23 protein-coding genes are annotated in these 26,821 nt (G+C 63.4%); 15 read left to right on the forward strand and 8 right to left on the reverse strand.

Going from position 1 to position 26,821, the window contains the following annotated elements; all coding sequences use genetic code 11:
• Positions 1–120: 120 nt before the first annotated feature.
• Together M8523_RS03150 and M8523_RS03155 are read left to right on the forward strand one after the other, a co-directional pair.
• Positions 121–1,074: a tagatose kinase gene (locus tag M8523_RS03150; RefSeq protein WP_282583348.1), complete on the forward strand. Its 954-nt coding sequence runs from the start codon at positions 121–123 to the stop codon at positions 1,072–1,074.
• Positions 1,071–2,375 carry a D-tagatose-bisphosphate aldolase, class II, non-catalytic subunit gene (locus M8523_RS03155; protein WP_282583349.1) on the forward strand — a complete coding sequence of 435 codons (1,305 nt, stop codon included), beginning with the start codon at positions 1,071–1,073 and terminating at the stop codon, positions 2,373–2,375. The genes M8523_RS03150 and M8523_RS03155 overlap by 4 nt, the downstream gene beginning before the upstream one ends.
• On the opposite strand, the gene M8523_RS03160 is transcribed toward M8523_RS03155, so the two are convergent.
• Positions 2,327–3,205 carry an aromatic ring-hydroxylating dioxygenase subunit alpha gene (locus tag M8523_RS03160; RefSeq protein ID WP_282583350.1) on the reverse strand — a complete coding sequence of 293 codons (879 nt, stop codon included), beginning with the start codon at positions 3,203–3,205 and terminating at the stop codon, positions 2,327–2,329. The two genes, M8523_RS03155 and M8523_RS03160, sit on opposite strands and share 49 nt — an antisense overlap.
• Before the next feature lie 177 nt (positions 3,206–3,382).
• Here M8523_RS03160 and M8523_RS03165 point away from each other — a divergent pair, with 177 nt between their 5' ends.
• The 5 genes from M8523_RS03165 to rlmH all read left to right on the forward strand — a co-directional run bounded on the left by M8523_RS03165 (position 3,383) and on the right by rlmH (position 6,132).
• Positions 3,383–3,640 carry a hypothetical protein gene (locus M8523_RS03165; protein ID WP_282583351.1) on the forward strand — a complete coding sequence of 86 codons (258 nt, stop codon included), beginning with the start codon at positions 3,383–3,385 and terminating at the stop codon, positions 3,638–3,640.
• Entirely contained in the window at positions 3,637–4,308 is a 672-nt protein-coding gene (locus tag M8523_RS03170; protein ID WP_282583352.1) for a Rieske 2Fe-2S domain-containing protein, read from the forward strand. Before M8523_RS03165 ends, M8523_RS03170 begins: the two co-directional genes overlap by 4 nt.
• Positions 4,305–4,949 (forward strand): glutathione S-transferase family protein, encoded by a 645-nt coding sequence (locus M8523_RS03175; protein WP_282583353.1) that lies wholly within the window; start codon positions 4,305–4,307, stop codon positions 4,947–4,949. Before M8523_RS03170 ends, M8523_RS03175 begins: the two co-directional genes overlap by 4 nt.
• Before the next feature lie 327 nt (positions 4,950–5,276).
• On the forward strand, positions 5,277–5,642 hold the full coding sequence (rsfS, locus tag M8523_RS03180; RefSeq protein WP_282583354.1) for a ribosome silencing factor: 366 nt from the start codon (positions 5,277–5,279) through the stop codon (positions 5,640–5,642).
• 10 nt (positions 5,643–5,652) lie between these two features.
• Positions 5,653–6,132, forward strand: coding sequence for a 23S rRNA (pseudouridine(1915)-N(3))-methyltransferase RlmH (gene rlmH / locus M8523_RS03185; RefSeq protein ID WP_282583355.1), 480 nt, complete (start codon positions 5,653–5,655; stop codon positions 6,130–6,132).
• Here rlmH and M8523_RS03190 read toward each other — a convergent pair.
• The 6 genes from M8523_RS03190 to M8523_RS03220 all read right to left on the reverse strand — a co-directional run bounded on the left by M8523_RS03190 (position 6,095) and on the right by M8523_RS03220 (position 13,368).
• Positions 6,095–6,757, reverse strand: a complete 663-nt coding sequence (locus M8523_RS03190) for a nicotinate-nucleotide adenylyltransferase (RefSeq protein WP_282583356.1) — start codon at positions 6,755–6,757, stop codon at positions 6,095–6,097. The genes rlmH and M8523_RS03190 overlap by 38 nt on opposite strands.
• Positions 6,754–8,049: a glutamate-5-semialdehyde dehydrogenase gene (locus tag M8523_RS03195; RefSeq protein ID WP_282583357.1), complete on the reverse strand. Its 1,296-nt coding sequence runs from the start codon at positions 8,047–8,049 to the stop codon at positions 6,754–6,756. The genes M8523_RS03190 and M8523_RS03195 overlap by 4 nt, the downstream gene beginning before the upstream one ends.
• 90 nt (positions 8,050–8,139) lie before the next feature.
• Entirely contained in the window at positions 8,140–8,742 is a 603-nt protein-coding gene (locus M8523_RS03200; RefSeq protein WP_282583358.1) for a M15 family metallopeptidase, read from the reverse strand.
• 16 nt (positions 8,743–8,758) lie between these two features.
• Positions 8,759–9,703, reverse strand: coding sequence for a site-specific tyrosine recombinase (locus tag M8523_RS03205; RefSeq protein ID WP_282583359.1), 945 nt, complete (start codon positions 9,701–9,703; stop codon positions 8,759–8,761).
• Positions 9,704–9,937: 234 nt separating this feature from the next.
• A complete protein-coding gene (locus M8523_RS03215) occupies positions 9,938–11,332 on the reverse strand; it encodes an ABC1 kinase family protein (RefSeq protein ID WP_282583361.1) in 1,395 nt (464 codons plus the stop codon).
• A 185-nt stretch (positions 11,333–11,517) separates the two neighbouring features.
• Positions 11,518–13,368 carry a M3 family oligoendopeptidase gene (locus tag M8523_RS03220; RefSeq protein WP_282583362.1) on the reverse strand — a complete coding sequence of 617 codons (1,851 nt, stop codon included), beginning with the start codon at positions 13,366–13,368 and terminating at the stop codon, positions 11,518–11,520.
• 223 nt (positions 13,369–13,591) lie between these two features.
• Here M8523_RS03220 and M8523_RS03225 point away from each other — a divergent pair, with 223 nt between their 5' ends.
• From M8523_RS03225 to M8523_RS03235, 3 genes are all read left to right on the forward strand, one after another.
• Positions 13,592–15,082 carry a sigma-54-dependent transcriptional regulator gene (locus M8523_RS03225; protein WP_282583363.1) on the forward strand — a complete coding sequence of 497 codons (1,491 nt, stop codon included), beginning with the start codon at positions 13,592–13,594 and terminating at the stop codon, positions 15,080–15,082.
• A 214-nt stretch (positions 15,083–15,296) separates the two neighbouring features.
• On the forward strand, positions 15,297–17,156 hold the full coding sequence (locus M8523_RS03230; RefSeq protein WP_282583364.1) for a L,D-transpeptidase family protein: 1,860 nt from the start codon (positions 15,297–15,299) through the stop codon (positions 17,154–17,156).
• Positions 17,157–17,466: 310 nt separating this feature from the next.
• Positions 17,467–19,194, forward strand: a complete 1,728-nt coding sequence (locus M8523_RS03235; protein WP_282583365.1) for a peptidoglycan L,D-endopeptidase MepK — start codon at positions 17,467–17,469, stop codon at positions 19,192–19,194.
• Positions 19,195–19,297: 103 nt separating this feature from the next.
• Here the strand turns inward: M8523_RS03235 and M8523_RS03240 are convergent, their stop codons facing one another.
• A complete protein-coding gene (locus M8523_RS03240) occupies positions 19,298–19,918 on the reverse strand; it encodes a sigma-70 family RNA polymerase sigma factor (RefSeq protein ID WP_282583366.1) in 621 nt (206 codons plus the stop codon).
• Between the two features lie 427 nt (positions 19,919–20,345).
• Here M8523_RS03240 and M8523_RS03245 point away from each other — a divergent pair, with 427 nt between their 5' ends.
• The 5 genes from M8523_RS03245 to typA all read left to right on the forward strand — a co-directional run bounded on the left by M8523_RS03245 (position 20,346) and on the right by typA (position 26,687).
• Positions 20,346–21,095: a 50S ribosomal protein L25/general stress protein Ctc gene (locus tag M8523_RS03245; RefSeq protein WP_282583367.1), complete on the forward strand. Its 750-nt coding sequence runs from the start codon at positions 20,346–20,348 to the stop codon at positions 21,093–21,095.
• A gap of 132 nt (positions 21,096–21,227) precedes the next feature.
• The gene (gene pth / locus M8523_RS03250; protein ID WP_282583368.1) at positions 21,228–21,812 is read left to right on the forward strand and encodes an aminoacyl-tRNA hydrolase; all 585 of its coding nucleotides are present in this window, start codon (positions 21,228–21,230) and stop codon (positions 21,810–21,812) included.
• 39 nt (positions 21,813–21,851) lie between these two features.
• Positions 21,852–22,949, forward strand: coding sequence for a redox-regulated ATPase YchF (ychF, locus tag M8523_RS03255; protein WP_282583428.1), 1,098 nt, complete (start codon positions 21,852–21,854; stop codon positions 22,947–22,949).
• 109 nt (positions 22,950–23,058) lie between these two features.
• The gene (locus M8523_RS03260) at positions 23,059–24,399 is read left to right on the forward strand and encodes a TAXI family TRAP transporter solute-binding subunit (protein ID WP_282583369.1); all 1,341 of its coding nucleotides are present in this window, start codon (positions 23,059–23,061) and stop codon (positions 24,397–24,399) included.
• A 464-nt stretch (positions 24,400–24,863) separates the two neighbouring features.
• A complete protein-coding gene (gene typA, locus M8523_RS03265; RefSeq protein ID WP_282583370.1) occupies positions 24,864–26,687 on the forward strand; it encodes a translational GTPase TypA in 1,824 nt (607 codons plus the stop codon).
• Positions 26,688–26,821: the final 134 nt, after the last annotated feature.

Here is a 26,821-nt window from a genome sequence, read left to right on the forward strand (position 1 = left end):
CTCGATGCCTTGCACTCAGCGACCTCTTCGTCAAAAGCGCGTACCGTGGCAGCATCGTTCGGGAGGCACCGCGGCAACGGGGTTGCGCGGGACCGCTTTGGCCATCGAAATGAGGCTGTTGTGAAGAAGGTCGTTACCATCGGGGAGATCCTCGTCGAGATCATGGCCACGACGCGCGGCACTGGTTTTCGCGAGCCGGTGGCCCTCGTCGGGCCATTCCCCTCCGGGGCCCCCGCCATTTTCATCGACCAGGTGGCCACCCTTGGGCAGCCCTGCGCGATGATCGGCTGTGTCGGCAACGACGATTTCGGTCACCTCAATCTCGACAGGTTGCGCCGCGACGGCGTGGACGTGCGCGGGATCGCGGTCGACCCCGAGGCTGCCACGGGCAGCGCTTTCGTGCGCTACAGGACGGACGGCGCACGCGATTTTGTCTTCAATATCAAGCACAGCGCGTCCGGCCGCACGACCCTGACAGAAGCCGCCCGCGTGGTTCTGGCCGAGAGCGACCACCTTCACGTCATGGGCACGGCCCTGTTCTCGCCGGCTCTCGTGGCGACGATCCTGGAGGCCATCCAGGTGATCAAGCGCAAGGGCGGCACTGTGTCGTTCGATCCCAACGTGCGCCCGGAGATGCTTGGGCTCCCGGGCCTGCGCGACGCCTTCGGCACGATCTTCGCGCAATGTGATCTGTTTCTCCCAAGTGGTCCCGAACTGTTCCTGATGACGGGGGCCAAGACCTCCGACGCGGCTGTGGCCGAGATCCTCGGCACAGGCATCCAGGCCGTCGTGATCAAGAATGGCGCCGAGGGTGCCGGCTTTGCTTCGCCAACCTTCAAACTGCATCAACCGGCCTTCCCGGTGCAGGAAGTCGATCCGACCGGTGCCGGTGACTGTTTCGGCGCCACCTTCGTCACGTGCTGGCTGCGCGGCATGGAGCCGGGCCACGCGCTGGCCTATGCGGCGGCGAGCGGCGCCCGTGCGGTCGAGCGGCAGGGGCCGATGGAGGGGGTGTCGAGTTTCGCGGCGCTCGATGCCTTCATGGCCACCCATCGAGCGGAGCCCTCGCGATGAGCCGAGCCATTCCCACCCTCATCCGCGAGCGTCTCACGGGACCGAATGCCGGCATCCCGTCGATTTGTACGGCCCATCCGGTCGTGATCGAAGCGACGCTCCGGCACGGCAAGAGCACCGACGCCAAGGTGCTCATCGAGGCGACCTGCAACCAGGTGAACCAGGATGGCGGCTACACTGGCATGACGCCGGCCGGCTTCCGCCGCTTCGTCGAAGGGATCGCCGACACTGTCGGGTTCGATCGCGGCCGGCTGATCCTGGGCGGCGACCACCTCGGCCCGAACCCGTGGAAGCATCTGCCAGCCGAAGACGCGATGGCCCGCGCGGCCGCAATGATCGACGCCTATGCGAAGGCAGGCTTCAGCAAGCTCCATCTCGACACCAGCATGGGCTGCGCGGGCGAGAGCGCGGCGCTGCCGGATGCCGTGACGGCGAGTCGCGCCGCCCGTCTTGCGAGAGTCGCAGAGACCGCGACGAATGCCTCCGAGAACCCGCCCGTGTATGTGATCGGCACCGAGGTGCCGGTGCCCGGCGGCGCCCTTGAGACTCTCGATCATCTTGAGCTGACGACCCCGGAAGCCGCACTGGAGACCGTCGAGGTGCATCGGCGTGCCTTTGTGGCCGCGGGTGTGGAGGGAGCCTTCGAGCGCGCCATTGGCGTCGTGGTGCAGCCGGGCGTCGAATTCGGTCATGCCGAGGTGATTGCGTATCAACCTACCCGGGCGGCCGGACTTTCGGGAAGCTTGGCGCGCATGCCCCAATTCGTTTTCGAGGCCCATTCGACCGATTACCAATCGGGCGAAGCCTTGACGGCCCTGGTGCGCGATGGCTTTGCGATCCTCAAGGTCGGTCCCTGGCTGACCTTCGCGCTTCGGGAGGCGCTTTATGGTCTCGACGCGATCGCCCAAGTGATCGCACCGGCGGCCGAGGGTGAAGGGCTTCAGGCGCGCATGGAACAGTTGATGCTGCGCGAAGCCATTCACTGGCAAAAATACTATCACGGGACGCCGGATGAACTCCGCGTCCAGCGCCATTTCAGCTACAGCGACCGCATTCGTTATTATTGGCCCCATCCGGACGCGCAAGCCGCCGTGGCGCAGCTTCTGAGGCGCCTCGAAGGCCACATCATCCCGGACACGCTGGTCAGCCAGCACCTCGCTTGGGCCTATCCTGCGGTAAGCCGTGGCGACGTGCCGGCACGGGCCAAAGAGCTGCAGATCGCGGCGGTTCAGCGTGTGCTCGACCTCTATGCTCAGGCCTGTGCCGTGGCCCCGATGGCAGGCCCGGCGGTCGTGCCATAAACGATGCCCTTTTCCTTGAGCCAGCGTCGATAGGCGACGGACGAGCCATCCGCCCGCGTCGGGATTTCAGCGCGCGGCTCAAGGGGAAGCAGGACCGGCCGTTGATTTTCAAGGATGATGCGGTCCTGCAAGAAGATCAGCTGCTGAAATTGGATCAGCGTGCCCAGCGGCGAGACGTCGTCGACCAGGAACATCACCGGATGGGCACGGCAGCGGCCTGGGTCGAGCGGCTGCACGAAGAGAGCGATCACGTCCCATCGGTCGTAGGCATTGGGGCAGGTCTTATACAGTAGGGTCACGAAGGGTGAGGCGACGCGATACTGGTACTGCGTCATGATCCCACCTTGAGCCGAAGCGGCAGCCTGCGGCTGGAAAAACTGGCAGTTTGTGGCCCAGACCTCGTCGACGTCGCGCCGGATCTCGGTCGTGTAGTGAAGCACTTCGGTGTTCGGCTCGGCACCCAGGATATCCGTATGCACAAAGGGGAAATGCGCCATGTCGAGAAAATTCTCGACGATCCGCAAGCCCGACGCCTTCACGGTCACGCTGCCGCACACGACATGGCGGCGGTCGACTTCGTCCGCTTCAGAAATGAGCGGGATGTCGCGGGGCGGGGCGCCGAGCGTGGTCCAGACGCAATCGTAACGCTCCCGCGCCGGCAGCGGATCAACGCCATCGGCCGCGGTCACCACGATTCTGCCATTCCGGTCGCGCCGCACCGAGAGATCGACGCCGAGAAGCCGGGTCTGGCGCGGCGTCACCGTGACGGCGTCGCTGTTGTCGATGACGTACCATTGGTCGAGTGCGGCGGGTTCGGCGTGGCTCGGCATGGTGGCTCTTTTCCCAGTCGCTGCATTCAACCATGTTGGATCCGGACGGGCTATTCTCCAAGATGCTGAGCTGAACGGAACACCCGACGCGCACGGAGCCAGGAGACTTTGGCCGGGATTGGCTCGCCTCCTGCATCGCGTGCCGGCCGTGTCCACCAGGGCGAATAGAGACAGGATGTGAGAGAGGCAGCCACGATCAAGTTCAGCGGGACGCTCGATCCGGCACGATTCTGCGAATTCCTCGACCATCGCGCCCGACGGCTCGATCTCGACACGCGGCTCGATGGAGTGGGGTCGGAGGCCGTCACCGTGACGGTGGAAGGCGAGCCGGATCTCATCGACGCCTTCGAGATGGCCTGCAGCCTGGGGCCGGCCAACTGCCTCGTGCGCGAGGTCGAACGCTGCGCGCCTGCTCTCTCAAGGGACGCGACATGATGTCCGAGGACGGCTGGTATCCGGTGGCACTCGCGGACGATATCGAGCCTGGAACCTCGACCGGCACTCGGCTCTTCGGGCGCGAACTTGTGGTGTGGCGCGACATCACCGGACACTCCCACGTGTGGGAAGACCGTTGTCCGCATCGCGGCATGCGCTTGAGTTTCGGCTTCGTGCGCGGCAGCTCGATCGCCTGCCTGTATCATGGCTGGCAGTTCGATGCGGGTGGCCGCTGCCGCTACATTCCCGCACATCCCAAGCTCGACGTTCCGGCGTCGATCGCGGTGGAGCGCTTCGCATCCGCCGAGCGGCTCGGGATCATCTGGGTATTCTCGGGTGACCCATCGGGTGCCGGTACGCCGCCCGGCGGCAATGCCGAGACCATGCCGGTTCGCAGCCTCTCCGTGAACGCACCGGCGATTTCGACTGTCGCGGCTCTGATGAAAGAAGCGTCGCTCCTCGTTGAGGCCGGAGCGTCCGGCCCGTTGCTGATGCTCCAGGCCTGCGGTGAGCCCGTTTACATCGCGGTCCAACCGACCGGCGCGCAGGAAACAACCTTGCATGTCGTGGTCGAACCGGGGTCCGACCGGCAGAAGGTGTCGCTCTGGGCCGAAGCCTTGCGCCATACCCTCGAAGCGGAGCCGACGCGTAGCGGAGTGACGGCGTGACCGGGCTTGTTCTGCACGACTTCGAGCTCGACGAGGGCTGCTACAAGGTTCGCCTGCTGCTTGCGGCCTTGCATGTTCCGCATCTCAGGTCGGCCGTGAATATGGTGCCGGGCGGCGAGCAGACGCGGCCGCCGCTGCTGCTGCTCAACCCGCTTGGCACGCTGCCGATCCTGGAGGATGGGGCAGGGGACGACACGGTGGTGCTGCGCGACGCGGAGGCCATTCTGGCCTATTTGGCAGTGCGATACGACGCCGCACGTCGCTGGCTTCCGGACGAGCCAAAGGCCTTTGGGCAGGTCATGATGTGGATGACCTTCGCGTCGCGCGACCTTCACGCGGCGGTGCTGGCACGACGGCATGCGATGTTCGAGGAGATTGTCGATGGCGCGGCCATGACGTCCGCGGCGCGCCGTGCCTTCCGGGTCATGGACGATCACATGACGATGCGTCGCCTCGATGGTGATGTTTGGTTCGTCGGGAAAGGCCCCACCCTGGCCGATTTGGCGCTGTTTCCGTCGTTTGCCCTGAGCCGCGACTTTAGCATCGACCATGAGGCCTATCCGGCCCTTCGACGCTGGATGCGGCGTGTCCGTAGCATTCCGGGTTTCACCACGATGCCGGGCATCCCCGATTACCATTAGGGAACAGCTTCGAAGCTCGCGCGAACGGCGCTACCGGCGCGAACTGGCGGCAGAGTCCCTGGCCAACAGGATGATGTTGGCAAGGTGCTCGCCGAGCCGCCGTACACTGAGCCCATGTCGAGAATTAGCAGTGACTATATTCCTAGAAAGAGTGCACAACCGCGTCCGAAATGTCCCAGAAAACCTTTCCTTAAGCGGACTGTCCAAAATGACGACAATCAGGATTGAATCATCATCGATCAAGGCTCATCTTATAATCATCGACTCGGACCCAGGAAGGTTGAGCCACTGATCACTCCAGCTTCTGACATTGCGGTTGCCTTGCCGTTGACCGCCAACTCCGCCGACGCCCGTATCAAGTTGCTGGCCCGCGGAATTCTCGACAGCCTCGACGATGCCAAGGCAGAAGACGTTTTGGCGATCGAGCTCGAAGGCAAGACATCCATCGCCGATACGATGGTGATCGCAACAGGCCGATCGAACACCCACGTGAATGCCATTGCGGACCGGGTGTTGAAATCGTGCAAGGAGAGCGGTCATCTGGCTCGCGTCGAGGGCCTACCACAGTGCGACTGGGTGTTGATCGACGCCGGTGACATCGTGGTGCACGTGTTCCGCCCCGAAGTCCGGCAGTTCTATAACCTCGAAAAGATGTGGGGCATGGACAGGCCGAACGAGCGTCGAGCCGGATAGATTTTCTTTAATGCGGCTGGTTTTGCTTGCCGTGGGTCAGATGAAGGACGGCCCCGAAAGGGAACTGCTGCGGCGATACATGGGGCGATCTCAGGCGGCGGCTCGCGCGGTCGGCATCAGCGGCGTCCTTGATGTCGAGATCGAAGAGAGCAGTGCCCGCAGCGCCGCGCAGCGGAAGCACGAGGAGGCTGCAAGCCTCTTGTCGAAGGTTCCGGCTGGCGCGCGCGTGATCGTGCTCGACGAAAAGGGACGGTCGCTCAGCAGCACTTCCCTGGCCGAGACGATCGGAAAGGCCCGCGATGACGGGCTTCCGGCCTGCTGCTTCATCATCGGCGGTGCGGACGGATTGTCGCCGGAACTGTTGTCCCGAAGCGAGACGCTGAGCTTCGGGTCCGCCACTTTCCCGCATCAGTTGGTGCGCGTTCTGATGGCCGAGCAGATCTACCGCATCATCACGATCCTGGCCGGCCATCCTTATCACCGCGTCTGAGCGCTTCACGAAGCGCGGTGGAGGATTGCGGTGAGCGAGGCCCATGCAGGAACGCGAAGGCCGGCGGCTTTGCCAGGGCCAGCCGCGACGCTGCCTGTTCGGGCCGCTGCCAGCGTCCAAGATAGACTCCGGCACCACCCTGCCGGCTGCGCAACGTCGAGCCGGGACGATCGACCACGGCAATCGGCACCGTGCGGGCGATGGTGGTCCACCGCTGCCAGCGTGGAAAGTTCGCAAGATTGTCGGCGCCCATGATCCAGACAAAGTGAACACCCGGGCAGCGGCGGACGAGCGTCTGCAGCACATCCACCGTGAACCGTGTCCCGAGGGCTGCCTCGACTCCGGTCACGTCGATGGCGGGATGGTGGGCCACGCGGCGCGCTTTTGCGATCCGGGCCTCAAGTCCTTCGAGCTCGTCCAGGCTCTTGAGCGGGTTGCCGGGCGAGACCAGCCACCACACGCGGTCGAGCTTCAGCCGCCGGAGAGCGATGAGGCTGGCGAGCCGGTGTCCCTCATGGGCCGGATTGAAAGAGCCGCCGAACAGGCCGATTTTCAGCCCAGCCGCATGTTTGGGAGGGAGACGGGCCAGCCACCCCGCCCGCACCTCCGGATTTGGGTCTGTCACGGTCGCGTTTGGCCCGTCCCACGCACCCGATAGTTGAAGGATGTCAGCTGTTCGACCCCGACGGGCCCGCGCGCGTGCATGCGGCCGGTGGCGATGCCAATTTCTCCGCCAAACCCGAATTCGCCGCCGTCGGCGAATTGTGTCGACGCGTTGTGTACCACGATAGCGGAGTCCACACGGGCCAGGAAGGCCTCGGCCGTCTCAAGATTCTCGGTGACGATCCCATCCGTGTGATGCGATCCATAAGACGCGATATGGTCGATCGCGGCTTCGAGACCGTCCACAACACGGCAGGCGATGATGCGGTCGAGATATTCGGTTCGCCAGTCCTCTTCGGTTGCCGCTACGACGCGCGGATCGGCTGCCTGGGTGGTGGCATCGCCACGCACTTCACAGCCGGCATCGATCAGCGCGGTCACGAGCGGGGCTAGGTGCGTGGCCGCGACGGCTTGATCGATCAGCAGGGTTTCAACTGCGCCACACACCCCCGTGCGACGCAGCTTGGAATTCAGCACGATCGCACGGGCCCGTTCAAGATCGGCATCCCGATCGATGAAGAGATGAACCAGTCCTTCGAGATGGGCGAAGACCGGAACGCGCGCCTCGGCCTCCACGCGCCCCACGAGGGCCTTGCCGCCACGGGGCACCAAGACGTCGATGTTGCCCCGAAGACCGCTCAGCATGGCGCCGACGGCATCGCGGTCGCGGGTGGGCACGAGCGTGATGGCGGCGGCCGGAAGTTCCGCCGCGGCCAGGCCTTCCAGCAGGCACTCGTGGATGGCCATGCTCGACCAGAAGCTTTCCGAGCCGCCGCGGAGAATACAGGCATTGCCGGCCTTGAGGCACAAGGCGCCGGCATCGGCGGTCACATTGGGACGGCTCTCGTAGATTACCCCGATGACCCCGAGCGGCGTTGCCACGCGTTCGATCACGAGACCGTTTGGTCGCTCGTATCGCGCAAGCATCCGACCGACCGGATCGGGCAGGGCCGCGATCTCTTCGATGGCATGCGCCATCGCGTCAATGCGGGAGGGGTCGAGCTTCAGGCGATCGAGCGACGCCGGGCTCAACCCGCGCCGGACACCTTCCGCCATATCGCGGACGTTGGCGTCGAGGATGGCGGTTCGCCGATCACGCAGAGCCAGCGCGGCCGCACGGAGCGCCGTCGAGCGGGCCGCATCCGTGGATGTCGCGAGACGGCGCTGGGCAGCCCGTGCCGCTTCACCCAGTTGCAACATCATGGCCCGAACGTCCGAGGGCGCGTCGCTCTCGACGAGTTTCAGCCGATCCATCTTGGTCCCCAATTTGGAGGAGCCTTGTTGCGCAGGTGCGAGGGATTGTCCATCCATGTCGACGACTTCGCCCGACCGGGAAGGCCGACCCTAAGGCATGAGGCGGAACTGCGCCCGGACAATCTCGGGTGGTAGAGCATCGAAGTGCCACCATTCGATCGCGAGAGACTGAAAGCCGGCCGCCTCCATGACATGACGTAAGAGCGCGCGATGACGAACCTGTGCAGGCGTGAGCGCCCCCGTCGCCAGGTAGGCAGCTTCCCGACGCGGCTCCGCCAGCGGCGTGAAATCGTCGAACGGCGTTCCCATGTCGACCTCGCGGCCGCTCTCGTCGAGCAGGGAGAGATCGACCGCAAGGCCGAACCCGTGGATCGAGCCGATGGCGGGGTCGCCGACATAAATCTGCTGAGGCGTGCCTCGCACGAGATCCCAGAAGATCTGCTGGATAGTGTTCGGACGCAGGCCGTCGAACACGAGAAGCTTCCAACCCGGCTCCCGCTCGTTCAACAAGGTCACGGCGCGACAAAGCTTTTCGCCCGCGATCCGGTGCAGGATCAGGCGGTCGAAGCCACCGTAGATGGGACGCCCGACGAAATTATTTGTCGTTGAATAACGAATGTCGAGGACGACACCGTCACCAGGGGTGATCTCGACGAAATCACCTGTGGCCAGCAGACCCTCGGTATCGATCATAAACGTGGTGCCTGGATCATCCCTCGTTCAAAGGATGCAAGTCCCGCACCATAGCCTTCATGCGTTCGTCGAGCACGTGCGTGTAGATCTGGGTCGTCGCGATGTCGGCATGGCCGAGCAATTCCTGCACGATTCGCAGGTCGGCACCATTCTGCAGCAGGTGGCTCGCGAAGGCGTGCCGCAACACGTGCGGGCTGACCCGGGCGAGGTGAAGTCCGGCCGCGCCCGCCAGCCCCTTGAGGTCCCGTGCAAAGGCCTGACGGGTCATGTGCCCGCTCTCGCTGAAAGCGGGAAAGAGCCAGCGCGAAGGGGCCGGGCTGCCCTCTTCCGCAATCGCGCGATAGAGCAGGATCGCGGCCTTCGCGGGCTCGGAGAGGGGGACCACCCGCTCACGCCCGCCTTTGCCCTTGATTTCGAGAAGCGCGGGTTCTCGGTTGGCCGCGACCTTCGCGGCCGAACGTGGCAGCGCCATGAGCTCGGAGACCCGCAGCCCCGTCGCGTAGAGAACTTCGAGAAGGCAATAAAGGCGAGCCGACCGGCGGCGATCGAGGGGCGACCGATCGGGCACGTCGATGTCCGACCGTGCCAGACTGAGCATACGATCGACCTCGTCGATCGTGAGAACCTTCGGCAAAGGGCGCCCGCGCTTCGGACTGTCGAGTGCGAGCGTCGGGTTGTCGGCGCGATGCCCGTCCGCAAAAAGCGCTTTGTGGAACTGTCGGACGGCGGAGAGACGCCGCGCGGCCGATGCCGGTTTCAGCCCCCTTTCGGCGAGATCCGTCAGGTAGGCGCGGATGCGCTTGCCGTCGACGTCGAGAAAGGACGAACCGCAGCCTTCAAGAAAAGCACCGTAATCCTCAAGGTCACGGCGGTAGGCCTGCAACGTGTTGGCCGCCGCGCCGCGCTCCACAGTGATCATGTCGAGAAAGAGGTCGATCAAACGCGACGAGCGAGGCAGCATCGGCACTCTACTTGTTCAATCTGGCCGGCGGCACGATTTGCTCCATGGGCCGAGGTGTGACGGTCACAAAGGTCGCAAGCGCGAACATGGCTGCAAACGCTATGGCCGCAATGAGGCCTATGATCAGCAGAAAACGAACGAGGCTCGGCACGGAACTTCAAACCCCATGGCGCCGCGGCCGATGCACGGCCACGGCACGATGTCCGGGATTGGTGAATGCTTTGTGTACGACCGCTACGATCGAGCGGTCCTTGATGACGGTGCCGAACGATCGACAAGCGGAGGTAGTCCCACAGCTCGCAGAGCCTCGGCTTGACGCTCCGCCACTCTGCTTTCGTCGAAATCCGCAATCGTCTCCTGGAACAATCGTGCGAAATTCATCTCAGCCGAAAGATGCAGGAAGACCGATCCGAGCCCCACGGCGGCACGATCCATGAACACGAATTCACGTGGTATCGTTATTGGACCCTTTTCCTTCAGCACCTTATGAACCTGGAAGGCCTCCCGACGTCCGTACTGGCCGGGCGCGATGCCGTTTGCGACGGTGCGCACGCGGTCATCCAGGATCGGCCCGTAAATAAATTTCGCCCAAAGCGTCAGTGTGTCGATCAACTCCGACCGAAGGCCATGGAAGCCCCAGGTATCATAGGCCTTCGAGACCCGTGCGAGGTCGCCCTCCAATAGGCCGCGGTAGAGATCCACCACCCCGCCTACGAACCGGGCCGGAAAGATGCGGATGCAACCATAGTCGAGCAGGTTGATGCCGGTCGCGACGCCACTCTCCGAGCGGACAGTGTAATTGCCGAGATGCGGGTCGCCATGGATCACGCCGAAGCGCATGAACGGCACCCACCAGGCCTTGAACATCGCCACAGCGATCCGGTTGCGGGTTTCGAGATCCGCATCCTTGAAGTCCAGAAGCTTGCGGCCTTCGAGCCATCCCATGGTGAGAAGACGCTCGGTCGACAGATCGTCATGGATCTCCGGAACGGTCACCTCGGGAACCTCGGCCAGCATGTGCCGATAGAGCGCCGCATGCTGGGCTTCCTGCCGGTAATGCAGTTCCTCCCGCACCCGCTCCGACACCTCCTTGAGGATTTCGCGCGTATCGACCGCCGGCGACATGCGCCGATGCATCGAAAAGAGAAGATCGAGCTGCTGGATGTCCGCTTCGACGGCCGAGGCCATGTCGGGATATTGCAGTTTGCAGGCCAGGGGCAGCCCTTCCCGGGTCGTGGCCCGGTGAACCTGACCGAGCGACGCGGCCGCGGCAGGCTTCAAATCGAAGGAGCCGAACCTGTCCTGCCAGTCGGGCCCAAGTTCTGCCTGCATGCGCCGCTTGACGAAGGCTGCCCCCATGGGCGGTGCATCGCTTTGCAGCTTCTGCAGCGCCTCGGCATATTCCGGCGGCAAGGCATCCGGAATCGTGGCGAAGAGCTGCGCCATCTTCATGATCGGCCCTTTGAGGCCTCCGAGCGCCTTCCCGAGGGCTGCGGCGTTCGCCGCATCGGAGTCGCCGCCCATCAGCCGCGCGCCTGCAATTCGGGCCGCGACGCCTCCGACGTTCGCACCGACCCTGGCATAGCGTGCCGCGCGGGCCGAAAATCGATTGTCTTCTCTACTGCTCATGCGGTGCCAAGCCCCCTGGGTGGGAGATGTGGCTTACCACGCCCTTTGTCGAGCACCGCACGCCTCGTGCGGCACTCTGCATCAGAGGTCACCTGCCGATGCGCGGCTAGATTCTCTACAGCGCCATCGCCCGCGCGAGCCGCGCCCAAGCTGCACTGTCCCGGCCATCAACGCAGTTCCCGGGCTCAAGCGCTGCGGTCGAGAGCTTCCAACTCGTCGATCATACCGGCGATGAGGTCGAGGCCGATCGACCAGAACCCGGGATCATGAGCGTCCAGGCCAAAGGGGGCGAGCAGTTCCGTGTAGGTTTTGCTGCCGCCGGCCGACAGCATCGCGAGATACCGCTCGGCGAAGCCCGCGGGCGTCTTCTCATAGACACCGTAGAGCGAATTCACCAGGCAGTCTCCGAACGCATAGGCGTAAACGTAGAAGGGCGAGTGGATGAAGTGCGGGACGTAGGACCAGAAGGTCTCGTAGCCCGGCCCGAGCCGAATGGCGGGACCGAGGCTTTCGGTCTGCACCGACATCCATAAGTCACCGATGCGTTCCGCCGTCAGTTCGCCCGATCGGCGCTCCTGGTGCAGCTTACGTTCGAAACTGTAGAAGGCGATCTGCCGGACCACCGTGTTGAGCATGTCCTCCACCTTGGCGGCGAGAAGCGCGAAGCGGGCACGCGGATCGGCGGTTTTCTCGCGCAGCGACCGGAAGGTGAGCATCTCGCCGAACACGGATGCGGTCTCGGCCAGGGTGAGGGGCGTGGGTGCCATCAGGGCCCCGTTTGGGCCGGCCAGCACCTGATGAACGCCATGGCCGAGCTCATGGGCGAGGATCATGACGTCGCGCGGGCGGCCCTGGTAGTTGACGAGAATATAGGGATGGGCCGAGGGAACAGTCGGATGCGAGAAGGCGCCCGGCGCCTTGCCGGGGCGGAGTGGAGCGTCGATCCAGCCTTTGTCGAAAAACGTCTGCGCGATGCCGGCCAGTTTTGGTGAAAAGGCATCATAGGCTTCGAGGATCGTGGCGCGTGCCTCACCCCAGGAGGCCGTCCAATTCGGCGAATCGGGGAGCGGCGCGTTGCGATCCCAATAGTCGAGCTGGCCGACCCCGAACCAGCGCGCCTTCAGGCGGTAATAGCGGTGCGACAGGCGTGGGTAGGCGGACTGCACGGCCTGCAACAAGGCATCGACCACCTGTCCTTCGACTCGGTTGGCGAGATGGCGCGCGTCGGCGACGTCGGCGAACCCACGCCATTGGTCGCCGATATCACGGTCCTTGGCGAGCGTGTTGGTGATGAGCGCGAGGGTACGCTCGTTCTCCTTCAGTGTCTTCCCCAGTGCCTCCGCGGCCGCCCGCCGCCTATCCCGCCGAGTGTCTTGAAACAGGTTCAGGGTCTTTTCGAGCGGCAATGATTCGCCATCCACCGAGAACCGCAAGGCCGTCATCGTCTCGTCGAACAGTCGAACCCACGCGGCGCGGCCTGTGACGGACTTCTCATGAAACAGTTGCTCGACCCGGTCCTCCAACTGGTAGGGCTTTTCGCGGCGGAGGTCGTCGAGCCATGGGCGATAGCGATCGAGCGGTGGCAGCGATGCGGCATCGCCAAGCACGTCGTCGTCGATCCGATTGAGCTCCAAGGTGAAAAACAGGAGATCCGACGAGATTGTCGTCACTTGCTCCTGGGCATCACCAAAGAATTTGGCGCGACCGGTGTCCGACGTATCGCCCGCATAGAGCAGACTGGCATAGGACATGATGCGGCCGAGCTTGTCGTCGAGCGCCTCATATTGGGAGATGGCGTGGTCGAGCGCCACGGCCGCGTCCGGTCCCGCCGCCAAGGCGGAGAGGTTGCCGCGGTAGGTGTCCGCAAATATTTTCGCCGCTGCTGCCGATTGCGTGAGGTCGTCGCGAAACGCAGGGGAGTCCATGCCGGAATAAAGATCGCTCAGGTCCCATTCCGGCAGAACGCCGAGAGGCACGGTATCCGCCGTCTGCGAGGCGCTGGCGGATTGTGCCCGAGTTTCGCGGTGTGGGGTCATCGATGGCGACGTCCTGACTGAGGGCTGCCCGATGTGAAAGGGCCTATGCGTCCCATATCGCAGGATGGAGCGGCAATCACCTCCTTGGGGTAAAGCTTGCCGTCGCAGGCGGTCGCGGCGGTGCCGGATCCGGTCTCGTTTGCGGGCTCCTTAAGGCCCCGTTTACCCTACTGACGCAGCATAGGGACTATCCGGCGGAGCCGCTTCCGCCTTTCGAGGCTGCATGTCTTCCACCATCCTGATTGCCGATGACGACCCGGTCCAGCGACGTCTGCTCGAAGCCATGGTGCGGCGTTTCGGGTACGAGGTCGAGATGGTCGACGGCGGGGAAGCCGCCATCAGCCGGCTTGAGCAAAGCGAGCCGTCAGCCATCGATCTGGTGATCCTCGACCTCATGATGCCCGGCCTCGATGGCATGGGTGTCCTCAACCGAATGCGGGAGCGAAGGATCGTGACGCCTGCGATCGTGCAGACAGCGCACGGTTCGATCGAAACCGTGATCGCGGCCATGCGGGCCGGGGCCAGCGACTTCGTCGTCAAACCTGTCGGCGCAGAGCGCCTTTCGGTGTCGATCAAGAATGCGCTGCGGTTCGACGCCCTCGAGGGGGAGGTGCGCCGAATGACACGCCGCGCATCCGGATCGATGACGTTCAAGGACATCGTGACGAAAAGCGAAGACATGGGCCGCGTGATCCGGCTCGGCGAACGGGCCGCACGGTCATCGATTCCCGTTTTGATCGAAGGTGAATCCGGCGTCGGCAAGGAATTGATGGCCCGCGCCATCCAGGGCTCATCCGAGCGCAAGGGCAAGCCCTTCGTCACCGTCAATTGCGGCGCGCTGCCCGAAAACCTTGTCGAATCGATCCTGTTCGGCCACGAAAAGGGCGCCTTCACAGGCGCGACCGAAAAACACGCCGGAAAATTCGTCGAAGCGCATGGCGGGACGTTGTTTCTCGACGAGATCGGGGAATTGCCGCTGGAAACGCAGGTCAAGCTGCTGCGGGCTCTCCAGGAGGGCGAAGTGGATCCGGTCGGCGCTCGGCGCTCGGTCCGCGTCGACATCCGCCTCATCTCGGCAACCAACCAGAACCTGATCGAACTCGTGAAAGCGGGCCGCTTTCGCGAAGATTTGTTCTACCGCCTCAACGTCTTCCCGATCACAATCCCGCCTCTGCGCAACCGGCGGGCTGACATTGCGGACCTCGCGCGGCGTTTTTGCGCGCGTTTCGGCGCCGAGGAGGGCAAACGCCTCCGGGGGATTACGGCTGAGGCCCTGTCGCTTCTGTCGCGCTACAACTGGCCCGGCAACGTCCGCCAGCTCGAAAACGCGCTGTTCCGCGCGGTTGTGCTGGCCGATGGGGATGAGCTGACCGTGACCGAGTTTCCGCAGATTGCGGCGCAGGTCGAGGGCTTCGATGTCAGATTGCCTCCCGCTCCGTCTCAAATCCAGACCGTGCCCGACTATCCCATCACGGGCCGCGAAGCGGTCACGATGAGCATCCGTGACCCTCATTCCCTGCAGCTTCTCGACGAGATCGGCGAGGTGCGAACGCTCGACGACGTCGAACGAGCGCTCATCCGGTTCGCTACGGATTACTACCGTGGGCAGATGTCCGAGATGGCGCGCAAGCTCGGCATCGGCCGTTCCACCCTTTATCGCAAGATGAAGGAATATGGCCTGCAAGGCGACGACGCCGATGAGGCGGCGGCCTGACACCCGACCCTACAAAGCTCTTCATGACTGGCCAATCAGGCTCGTCTGACTGAAGCGACAATCGCTTCTCCGCGGATAAAGCTGCCCCCGAGGGTCCGCTTTGTGACCGCCCGGCCACGGGCTCGCGGGGAAAACCAGGTTTGTGCGGACGAACCAAGACGGGGTTGCTCGCTTGCGGCATATCCGCGTGAAGCGACCCCGGGGGCAGCCACTGGTGAGTAAGAAGGCAGTGCATATCATGCGGCGTCATCGTGCGGCGGCGGTCAGTCTCGGGCTTTCTGCGGTTCTTTTAGGGGGAGGGGGCCTCGGTTCCGCGGCTGCTCAAGCCGTCCTGGCGTCCCGTTCTGCGCATTCGGAAGCGGATGTCCTGGTCGCTCGGCCATTCGCGCTCCCGGCGGCGTTTCGGTTTGAGGAGACCGCCCCGACCCCCTTCGTGGATGTGACCGGGTCGATCAAGCCGACCGATGCGGTGTTTCGGGCACCGACCGACCCTGTTCTCCAGCCCGTCGTGGTTGCTCCTGACCTCGGCATCGCACCGCCGGATCTTCCGGCGGCTCCGACACTCGATGCACGATCGACCGCCGGTCTCTCGCCCCAGGATCTCGAACAAGCGCTTCCGTCGTTCAAAGCGCCCTCGGAGGTCCAAAAGGCAGGCCTGACTGCGGATCAGGTGCGAGAGCGGCAAAGCGATCGGGACGCGATCGCTGCCTTCTACGAGTCCAGGAACCATGCGCCGCTTTGGATCGAAGGCACGCACTTCAGCCTTTCGGCCCGTGCTGCCCTGTCGCGGATCGAGCGGGCGGGCGAGGATGGGCTGAACCTGCACGGATTCAGCGTCCCGGTGTTGCACGATCCGACCGCGGTCGAATTGGCGCAGGCCGAGCTTGCCCTCAGCGAGGCGGTTGTCGCCTACGCCCGGCAGGCTGGCGGAGCACGCGTCGATCCCCTGCAGATCAATCGCTTGATCACAGCCAAACGCACCCTCGTCGACGTGCCGCAGATCCTGTCGAGCGTGATCGGGGCCCCCGACGCAGGCGCGGCTCTGCGGGCTTTCAACCCGCCACAACCTGGTTATGCGGCGCTCCGCGCCAAGCTCGCCGAATTGCGGCAAGCCGCTCCTGTGGCCCGGGCCGGTATCCCGCTGGGACCCACTTTGCGACTCGGCATGCGCGACGCGCGCGTCCCGTTGATCCGGTCGCGCTTCGGCCTTGATGCCGCCGCCGCCGACCCAAGTCCGGACGATCTCGTCTACGACACGAAGGTCGTTGCGGCCGTTGCCGAGTTTCAAAGGCTCAATGGATTGCCGGCCTCCGGAATGCTGACGCCGCGCACCATCGCGGCTCTGTCGGGCGGCAACCCGGCGCGCCTCGAAAACGAACTCGTCGCCAATATGGAGCGCTGGCGTTGGGTGCCACGCGATCTCGGGACCGACCACCTCACGGTCAACGTGCCGGACTTCAGCCTGGACGTGGTGCAGGGCGGGGCCGTGACACATCACGCGAGGGTCGTGGTCGGCAAGCCTGATCACCAGACGCCGATCTTTTCAGATGCCATGCGTTTCATCATCGTCAATCCCTACTGGAATGTGCCGCTCTCGATCATCAAGAAGGAAATGCTGCCAAAACTGGCGCAGGACCCCAACTACTTCGCCAACCATGGCTACGAGGTCATCGAGCGAAACGGGGTCACCTTCGTGCGGCAGCCGCCGGGCGACGACAATGCGCTTGGCCGTATCAAATTCATGTTTCCGAACCAGCATGCCGTCTATCTGCACGACACCAATGCCCGGGCTTTGTTCGGCAAGGAGAAGCGCGCCTTCAGCCACGGCTGCGTGCGGGTGGACCAGCCGTTCAAGCTCGCGGAAGTGCTGTTGGGGCCGGACAGAGGATGGACCGAAAAACGCGTGAAGAAGATGATTGGCGGTGAGGAACGCACGATCAATCTGCCGTCGCCACTCCCGATCCACATCGTGTATTTCACGGCATTCGTGGATGAGCGTGGCGGATTGCAGCTTCGGGACGACGTGTACGGCTATTCCGAGAAGGTGAAGCTCGCCTTGGGACTTCGGGATTGAGCCTCGGCCGAATGAATCGTGAATGGCGGTGGCAGTGCCTTCAAACCGCCTGAATGCTGCCCGGCTATACGGCTCTCTACGGATCACCGGACGGGTTGCTTTTCAGTGCGGTCCCGAGCAAGGGAGGGGAGACGACACATTCGTTTGCATCTAGCCGGTTCGGCGACGAACCGTTAACGCTTATCAGTAAAGCTCGCGCCGAGTGTTGCCTGTGGCATCTTGGCCACGAGTGTTCTTACGAGTGAGTCCCGCATTGAAGCGACGCCCTATCCGCAGCCTTCCGTGTTGTGGTCGTAACCTGAAGATCTTGATGGGCTTTGCGGTCGGTTTCGGCGTGGCGATTCTGCCGGGCGAAACCCAGAATGCGGTGGCCAACGGCGATACGCGGACGATCCAGCTTTATCACGTCCACACCAAGGAATCGATCACCGCGACCTATCTGGTCGACGGGACTTACGACCAGCGCGTGCTCGACAAGCTCAATTGGTTCCTCCGGGACTGGCGGCGTGACGAGCCGACCAAGATGGACCCGCGCCTGTTTGACACGATCTGGGAAGTCTATCGCGAATCGGGCTCGCGGCAGCCGATCGAAGTGATGTCGGCTTATCGGTCACCAGAGACGAACGCGATGTTGCGCCGGCGCACGCGCGGCGTTGCCGAACATTCCCAGCACATCCTCGGCAAGGCGATGGACCAACACTACTTCGATGTTCCGATGTCGAAGATTCGCGAGATCGCCATGCGGCTACAGCGCGGTGGGGTCGGCTTCTATCCGACGGCCGGAACGCCCTTCGTCCATATGGATGTGGGTGGCGTGCGGCACTGGCCACGCATGAGTTACGATCAACTGGCGCGCCTTTTTCCCGATGGCAAGACCGTCCACATCCCTTCGAATGGACAGCCTCTGCCGGGATACGAAGAGGCGCGTGCCGAACTCGAAGCGCGCGGCGATGGAAGCTACCCGACCGCAACCGAAGTGAAGTCGAAGGGCTTCTTCGCTTGGCTGTTCGGAACGAGCGGCGACGAGGACGAAGATACCGCGGCAGCTGGGTCGGAAACGCGGGGTGGCCGCGGGACGCCGCCCCCGGCCCCTCAACGCGTGGCGAGCACGTCGCGGTATGCATCCAATACGCCGGTCGCGGGTCTCGACTCTGGGAGCAAAAGTGGCGGTGCGATGGCGTTCCTTCAATCCGAGGGAGCCCGCAACCCAGGAGCGGCGTCCACCGAGCGGACTCCTGTCCTTTCACGGCGGCCCGAGCCTGCAGCGGCGCCTGATCCCAGCGCCGACGCCAAACTCGCCCTGGCCATGTCGATGCAGAGCCAGCAGCAGGCACAGGAGACGGTCGCTCCCGTGGTCACACCCCGCGAGAGCCCGGCGCCTGCGGCAACCTTTCCGCCGCCCGTCCCCGAACTTGCCGTACCGGCCGCAACTTTGGCGACATCCGGCTTGGCTGTTCCTGTTCCGCCGTTACGGCCTCTCGAACTTGCCGACGCAACTCCGGATCTTCCTATGCCGCCGGTGCGGCCAGCCGAACTGTCGAGGCAAATCGAGGCGCCCGCGCCAACGGCGCAGCAGGTGGCCCGCCTCGCCCGGGCCGATGGGATCAGCGCCCTCATCGGCAACACATCGCGTTCAGCTCTTCCGGCCGTCATCACAGAAGGGCCTGGTCGAGGTCATGCCGCGCCCGCCGCAGTGCTGGCCTACAGCGGAACAGCCTCCGCATCGATCGTCGAGGCGCCGCAAATTCCGGTGCCAGTGCCGCGCCCCAATGACCTTGTCCTGGCGCGATTGGATCGATCGAACTTCCGCAGTCTGACGTCGGTGACGAAATCGGAGAAGGTCGTGCCGCGCTCCGCACTCGGATCATCGGTCGTCGGCATCAGGGCCGCCGCACGGGCCGGCATCTCGACCCTTGCCGCAGCAAACACCACCACCACGCGTTTCGGGACGAAGGCCTACGATCTTGCAACCGATAAGTTCACAGGCCCCGCTTCGAAACCTGGAACCACGATCGTCACCGCCAAGCGGGCTGATTGAGGATGCGCGCTTTGCGTAGCGACATCAGGCGTACCGGGTGAACGCCGCATTCATAGGTCCGTTGGAAGCCTTCTCTGAGATCCGGCCGAGTGCGGCGAAACCGTTAGTTCCGCTCCCACATCAGGACGCTGCTGAATTCGCCCGACGCCGGCCATTCGGACCGGCCAATCTCCGATGACGTCTCGATCGCCAGCAATGCCGCAATCGCATTCCGGGCACGGTTGACGCGGCTCTTCAACGTTCCAAGAGCGCAACCGCAAATTTGAGCTGCCTCTTCATAGGCAAAGCCGGAGCCGCCAACGAGGATCAACGCTTCGCGCTGTTCGGGAGGCAGCTTTTGCAGCGCAGCCCGGAGATCCTGCAGATCCATGTGGCCGTTCTGCTCGGGGACGGAGACAAGGCGGGCGGCCATCGTGCCTTCCGCATCCTCCACCTCGCGGCGCCGCTTGCGATATTCGGAATAGAAGACGTTTCGAAGGATCGTGAAGAGCCAAGCCGACATGCTCGTGCCCTGCGTGAAGGAATTCTGATTGATCCAGGCCTTCATCAAGGTCTCCTGAACCAGATCGTCGGCCCGGTCGGCATTGCCGCAAAGCGAGAACGCGAAAGCGCGCAGGCTCGGAATGGTCGACAACATGTCGTTCTTCAGAGTCTGCTCAGAAGCCGGATCGCGTGGCCGCTCACTCGCAGACGAGTTCGGGGCGGCGCTGTCGTTTGCGCTCATCTCGAAAATCCTTCCAAAGCGCGCCCGCACCGAGGACGAACGACAACGTTCGCCGACCGTTCTAGCGTAATCTGAGCCAAAGCAAAATAACCTACGTTCGACATGCCTTACGCAACTCTCGCGTGAACGTTATGGTGGGCTTTAGAAGCGAAGACCCGATCGTGCCGGAGCGGCTTATGTTTATCGCTTGAGACCGATATCGGTGTTGATCCCGTGCAAATCAAGCGCGAGGTGCTGAAGCTTGACTATGATCCGCCGAATTGGTTCGGGGATCAGTCCATTCTCCGCCGGCCGCGCGTTCGCCTAGCTTGTGTTTTGCGGCTGTCCCGCTTATGAGGTCGCAGCGCGCCCGTTTCCGACACCCCTGGAGGCGAGGGCGCGCGTTGTTGACGGCCGCTCAGAGCGGCCATTTTTATTGAGGTTCACCATGGCAGCGATGAAGACACTCGCCGCCGCGGTGCGCAGCGGGACAGGCAAGGGGGCCGCTCGCAGCGTTCGTCGCGGAGGTCGGGTACCGGGTGTGATTTACGGCGGCGGCGAAGCGCCCGAGCCGATTTCACTCGAATACAATGAAGCTCACAAGCTGATTTATGCGGGTCATTTCCTGACCACGATCTTCGAGCTCGACATCGAAGGCCGCAAGGAGCGCGTGATCCCGCGCGACTACCAGCTCGACGTCGTCAAGGACACGCCGATGCATGTGGACTTCCTGCGCCTTCGTGCAGGCTCGAAGCTGAAGGTCGCGGTGCCGGTTCACTTCATCAACGGTGACACGGCTCCGGGTATCAAGCTGGGCGGTACGCTCAACGTCGTGCAGCATGCCATCGAGATGATGGTGCCGGCCGACAACATCCCCGACAGTCTGACGGTCGATCTGGCCGGGGTCGAGATCGGTGATTCCATTCACATCTCGGCCATCGCGCTCCCCGAAGGTTGCAAGCCGACCATTCGCGATCGTGACTTTACAGTCGTGACCGTGGTGGCGCCGACGACCATGACCGAAGAGCCTGGCACGCCGGCTGCTCTGGCGGCGGAAGCTGCGGCTGCGGCTGCTGCTACCGGCGGCAAGGGCGCACCGGCCAAGGGTGGCGCCGCGAAGGGTGCGACGGCTGCTGCGGCCAAGCCAGCCGCTGGCGCGAAGCCTGCCGCTGCGGCCAAGCCTGCTGCAAAGAAGTAAGCCGACTCCTCATGGGCCGCCGCTCGACGTTTGTGTCGTGCGGCGGCTTTCCTGTTTTCGACCCTGGCGCGTCGGGCATTGGTGACGGCTCGGGTGAGCCTCTCACATCGACCGCAGATCTGATGGCGCCCCATGCTGATCTTCGCCGGCCTCGGCAATCCTGGGTCCCAATATAGTGGCAACCGTCATAACATCGGCTTCATGGCGATTGACGCGATTGCGCGCCTGCATCGTTTTCCCGCATTCCGCACGAAGTTCCAGGGCCTCGCCAGCGAAGGCCTGATCGATGGCGAGCGCGTGCTGCTGCTGAAGCCCACAACCTTCATGAACGAGAGCGGCCGCGCTGTCGGGGATGCCGCGCGTTTCTATAAGGTCGGGATGGCCGACACCGTGGTTTTCCATGACGAGCTCGATCTCGACGCTGGCCGGCTTCGGGTCAAGGTCGGGGGCGGCAATGCGGGCCACAACGGGCTGCGGTCGATCACGGCCCTCTGTGGTAACGACTACAAGCGGGTGCGGCTTGGCATCGGCCATCCGGGAGACAAGGCGCTTGTGCATGCCTATGTGCTGAGTGACTTCGCCAAAGACGAGCGGCCGTGGGTGCGAGCCCTCTGTGAGGCCGTCGCAAACGATGTTGGCTTGCTGGTCGGCAAGCAGGATGCCACGTTTCAAAACAAAGTGTTTCGCGCCACGGAAGCCGAGCTTCCGAAAGCCTGAAGCCGGCGAGTCCGGCCCGGTAAACAGATCGAGGGTATGATGGGTTTCAAATGCGGCATCGTCGGATTGCCCAACGTCGGTAAGTCGACGCTGTTCAATGCACTGACCCAGACAGCAGCCGCGCAGGCGGCGAATTATCCGTTCTGCACCATCGAACCCAATGTGGGCGACGTCGCGGTTCCGGACCCGCGTCTGGACACGTTGGCGCCGATCGCAGGCTCGAAGGAGATCATCCCGACTCGCTTGACCTTCGTGGATATCGCCGGCCTCGTGCGCGGTGCTTCCAAGGGCGAGGGGCTTGGCAATCAGTTCCTGGCCAATATCCGCGAATGCGACGCTATCGCGCATGTGGTCCGCTGCTTCGAGGACAGCGACATCACCCATGTCGAGGGAATGATCGATCCGCTCGCCGATATTGAGACGATCGAGACGGAGCTGATGCTGGCGGATCTCGACTCGCTGGAAAAACGGGTGGTTGCGCTGGAGAAGCGCGCCAAGGGCGGCGACAAGGACGCCAAGGAACTGTTCGACCTCGTCTCGCGCTGCCTCGTCCTTCTGCGCGAAGGACGTCCCGCGCGCCTGGCCGAGGTCAAACCCGAGGAGCGCAAGGCCTTTGTGGGGCTCGGTCTCCTTTCATCGAAACCCGTCCTCTACGTGTGCAATGTGGAAGAAGCGGCGGCCGACAAGGGGAATGCCTTCGCCGAGACCGTCGCCGGGCGAGCGGCCCAAGAAGGCGCCGTCAGCGTCGTGGTCTCGGCCAAGATCGAGAGTGAAATCGCGGTGCTGCCTGCGGCGGATCAACGCGACTACCTCGAGGCGGTCGGTCTGGCCGAACCCGGTTTGAACCGGGTCATCCGGGCCGGCTATAAACTTTTGGGCCTGCTCACATTTTTTACGGTCGGCCCGAAGGAGGCGCGCGCCTGGACGGTGACGCGCGGCACCCGCGCCCCCCAGGCCGCCGGTGTGATCCATACTGATTTCGAGAAGGGCTTTATCCGGGCCGAGACCATTGGCTATGACGATTACGTGGCCAGTAAGGGCGAGGCTGGTGCGCGGGAAGCGGGAAAATTTCGGCTGGAAGGTAAGGATTACGTCGTCACCGATGGCGACGTGCTGCACTTCCGGTTTGCCAATTGATCGAGCGAAGGAAGTGCAGGCATTGCCGCGGGTCTGACGCCGCCACACAATAACCCCGCTCTCCCCAAAAGACGTGATCGGACCAGGGAGGCAGGGAGGAAAACGGGTCATGCGCCGATCCATGATGCTCGCGGTGGTGTGCGGCGTTCTGATCCTGGCTTGCGTCGGGGGAAGCGCTCTGTTCTTTGTCGAGCGGCCGACGATCGTGCGGGTCGCCATACCCAGCGACGATCATGGCGACAACTCGCTTCTGTCCGCCGCCAGCAAGGTCGTGCGGCACGGACATCATCCGATACGCTTCAAGGTGGTTGGGGTTGCGGATGCCAAGGCGGCCTCCGCGAGCCTCGACAACGGCAACGTCGATATGGCGGTCGTGCGGACGGACGACGTCATGCCGGCTCAGGGGCAGACCGTTGTGATCCTTCACCGCGACGCGGCGCTTCTCGTTGCCCCGGGCGGAAGCGCATTGAAGGACATTAGCGACCTACGCGGACATACGGTCGGCCTGCTCGAAGGCCACGGTAATAATCGTCCGCTGCTCGACACCGCGCTCGGCCAATATGACGTCACTGCCGAGGATGTGAAAAGCGTCCCGGTCACGCCGGATCATTTGGCGGAAGCCTTCAAATCGAAGCAGATCGATGCCGCTTTGGTGGTGGGCATCATCTCGGGTTCCGTGGTCCAGGAGACCGTGAAGGTTGCCAGTCAGGCGGGTGAGGGCCCACCCGTATTCCTCGCGGTGCCGGATGCGGACGCCATTGCGCAACGTTCGCCGGCCTATGACTCGTTCGAGGTGGTCAAAGGCGCGTTTCGCGGGTCGCCTCCCCAGCCTGCCGAGGAATTCAACACGCTCTCCGTGACCCATCGTCTCGTGGCGAGTTCCGTGCTCGGCCAATCGCTTGTCGCAGATGTGACGCGGTTCTTCTTGTCGGAACGCAGCGCTCTCGTCGCGCTCGACCCCATCGCCCGTCGGATCGAGGCCCCTTCGACCGACAAGGGAACTCCACTCCCTGCGCACCCTGGAACCGCGGCCTATATCGACGACGAGGAGGAGACCTTCCTGGATCAGTACGGCGATTACATCTACATGAGCGCCATGTTCCTTGGTGTGCTGGCCTCCGGCGCGACCGCGGTCCTGAGCCGGATCAATGCTCAGGGCGCCCGCGCCGTCGAGCAACTGACGGGCCGATTGCTGGAAATCATGAAGCTCGTCCGGCTTGCACCCTCTCTGCCGATGGTCAGTGCGCTTGAGAACGAGACGGATGAAATCGTCGCGAAAGCGCTGCACGAGGACAACAGCCGAGGGCTGGACGAGCGTTGCATCGGTGCGCTCGGGCTTGCGCTGCATCAGGTTCGCGAAGCGATACGGGATCGTAGATCAATGTTGGACCCGACCCCACAGAGCGAGGTCGTGACCCCTAAGCCGAAGCATGTCGTGATGGTCGACTGAAGCGCGGGGCTTGGAGTCTACGGTGCCGACGTTCGATTGACGTCATGACGTTAGACGTCTCTCAGCTTTTTGCGTTGGATTGCGATGACGTCGGTTCATCCAAATGCCCATTGTGTCGCGGCGACCCTCGTGCCGCGATAGCCTCATCTCGGCAGATGAAGCGAAGCGGACTCCGATCGGTAGGCGTAAGCATTGCCGAGTGAAGTCGAAGCACCTCATGTGGGTGATGGATCGGTTTTTCGATCGAATGCTGAGACGCCTGGGTCCATCCCACGACACTTTTGCTGAGCTAGTTCGCGAGCATCCCATTTCCAAACCGCCTTTTTTGAGCTATGGCATTTCGCAAATGCGAGAAGGGACGTCGCGGGTGCAGCACAATGCGCCTGCGCGTTTTCATTCGCGTGTCATGATCCCCATGTCAGGAGGGGTTCGAGACCCCTCCGTCCTCTCAAGATTTCGGCTCCATGGATCTTCGCAATATCGCCATCATCGCCCACGTCGACCACGGCAAGACCACGCTCGTCGACAAGCTGCTCCAGCAATCCGGCGCCTTCCGTGAAAACCAGCGTGTGGCTGAGCGCGTCATGGATTCGAACGATCTCGAAAAGGAGCGGGGTATCACGATCCTGGCCAAGGCCACCTCGGTGGTCTGGAACGACACCCGCATCAACATCGTCGATACCCCCGGCCATGCCGATTTCGGCGGTGAGGTGGAACGCATTCTCTCCATGGTCGACGGCGTGATCGTGTTGGTCGATGCCGCCGAGGGCCCGATGCCGCAGACGAAATTCGTCGTCGGCAAAGCACTGAAGATCGGGCTGAAGCCGATCGTTGCGATCAACAAGGTGGATCGCCCGGACGCACGGATCACTGAAGTGGTCAACGATGTGTTCGACCTCTTTGCCGCCCTCGATGCCAACGATGACCAGCTCGATTTTCCCATCCTGTACGGGTCGGGCAAGAACGGCTGGATGGCGAATTCGCCGGAAGGCAGCCCGTCCGATGGAATGACGGCGCTGTTCGAGCTCGTTCTGAAGCACGTGCCGCCGCCGACCGTCGAGGAAGGGGCGTTCCGCATGCTCGGTACGCTGCTCGAAGCCAATCCTTATCTCGGCCGCATGATCACGGGTCGCGTCTATTCCGGGTCGATCAGGCCGAACCAGGCCGTCAAGGTCTTGGATAATTCCGGCAAATTGATCGAGACGGGTCGCGTCTCCAAGATCCTGGCTTTCCGGGGCATCGAACGAACGCCGATCGATGTTGCCGAAGCGGGCGACATCGTGGCTTTGGCAGGGCTGTCGAAGTTCAACGTGGCCGACACGGTCTGCGATCCGCAGGTCACCGAAGCCCTGCATGCGCAGCCGATTGATCCGCCGACCCTGTCGATGACCTTCCTGATCAACGACAGCCCGCTCGCCGGCACCGAGGGTGACAAGGTGACGAGCCGCGTGATCCGCGACCGGCTGTTCAAGGAGGCCGAGGGCAATGTGGCGCTTAAGATCACCGAGTCGCCAGGCACGGACGCCTATGTGGTCTCGGGGCGGGGCGAGTTGCAGCTGGCGATTTTGATCGAGACGATGCGCCGCGAAGGGTTCGAGGTAGGTGTTTCGCGGCCGCGAGTCGTCTTTCAGACGGACGAGGCCACGGGCGAGCGGCTTGAGCCGATCGAGGAAGTGGTGATCGACGTCGACGAGGAGCATTCGGGCGTCGTCGTGCAGAAAATGTCGGAGCGTAAGGCCGACATGATGGAAATGCGGCCTTCGGGCGGCAATCGTCAGCGTCTTGTTTTCCATGCTCCGACGCGCGGGCTGATCGGCTATCAGGGTGAACTGATGACCGACACCAAGGGCACCGCCATCATGAACCGGCTCTTCCACAGCTACGCGCCGTGGAAAGGTGAGATTGCCGGCCGCCGCAATGGCGTGCTTCTCTCGACGGACGCGGGCGAAGCGGTGGCTTATGCCATGTGGAACCTCGAGGACCGCGGTCCGATGATGATCGAGCCGGGCTGGAAGGTCTACCAGGGCATGATCATCGGGGAGCACACGCGCGACAACGACCTCGAAGTGAACGTGCTCAAGGGCAAGAAGCTGACCAACATACGGGCTGCCGGCAAGGACGAGGCCGTTCGCCTTACCCCGCCGATCCGTATGACCCTCGAAAAGGCACTGGCGTATATCGAAGAGGATGAGCTCGTCGAAGTCACGCCGAAGTCGATCCGCCTCCGGAAGGTGAAGCTCGATCCCAACGAGCGCAAACGGGCCGAACGCGCGAAGGAAGCCGTTTAGCGGCTGTATTGGATTGCCGCTCTACGGCCTGCACGCCGCGAAAACTGGCGTGCAGGGATGTGGAGGCGAACCTAGCTCAAAATTCCGCTGACGAAGGACGTTTGGGACACGTTTTGACGTAAGACTTGGTCCCA

The sequence above is a fragment of the Lichenifustis flavocetrariae genome (assembly GCF_026130545.1).
GTDB classification, from domain to species: Bacteria; Pseudomonadota; Alphaproteobacteria; order Rhizobiales; family Beijerinckiaceae; genus Lichenihabitans; species Lichenihabitans flavocetrariae.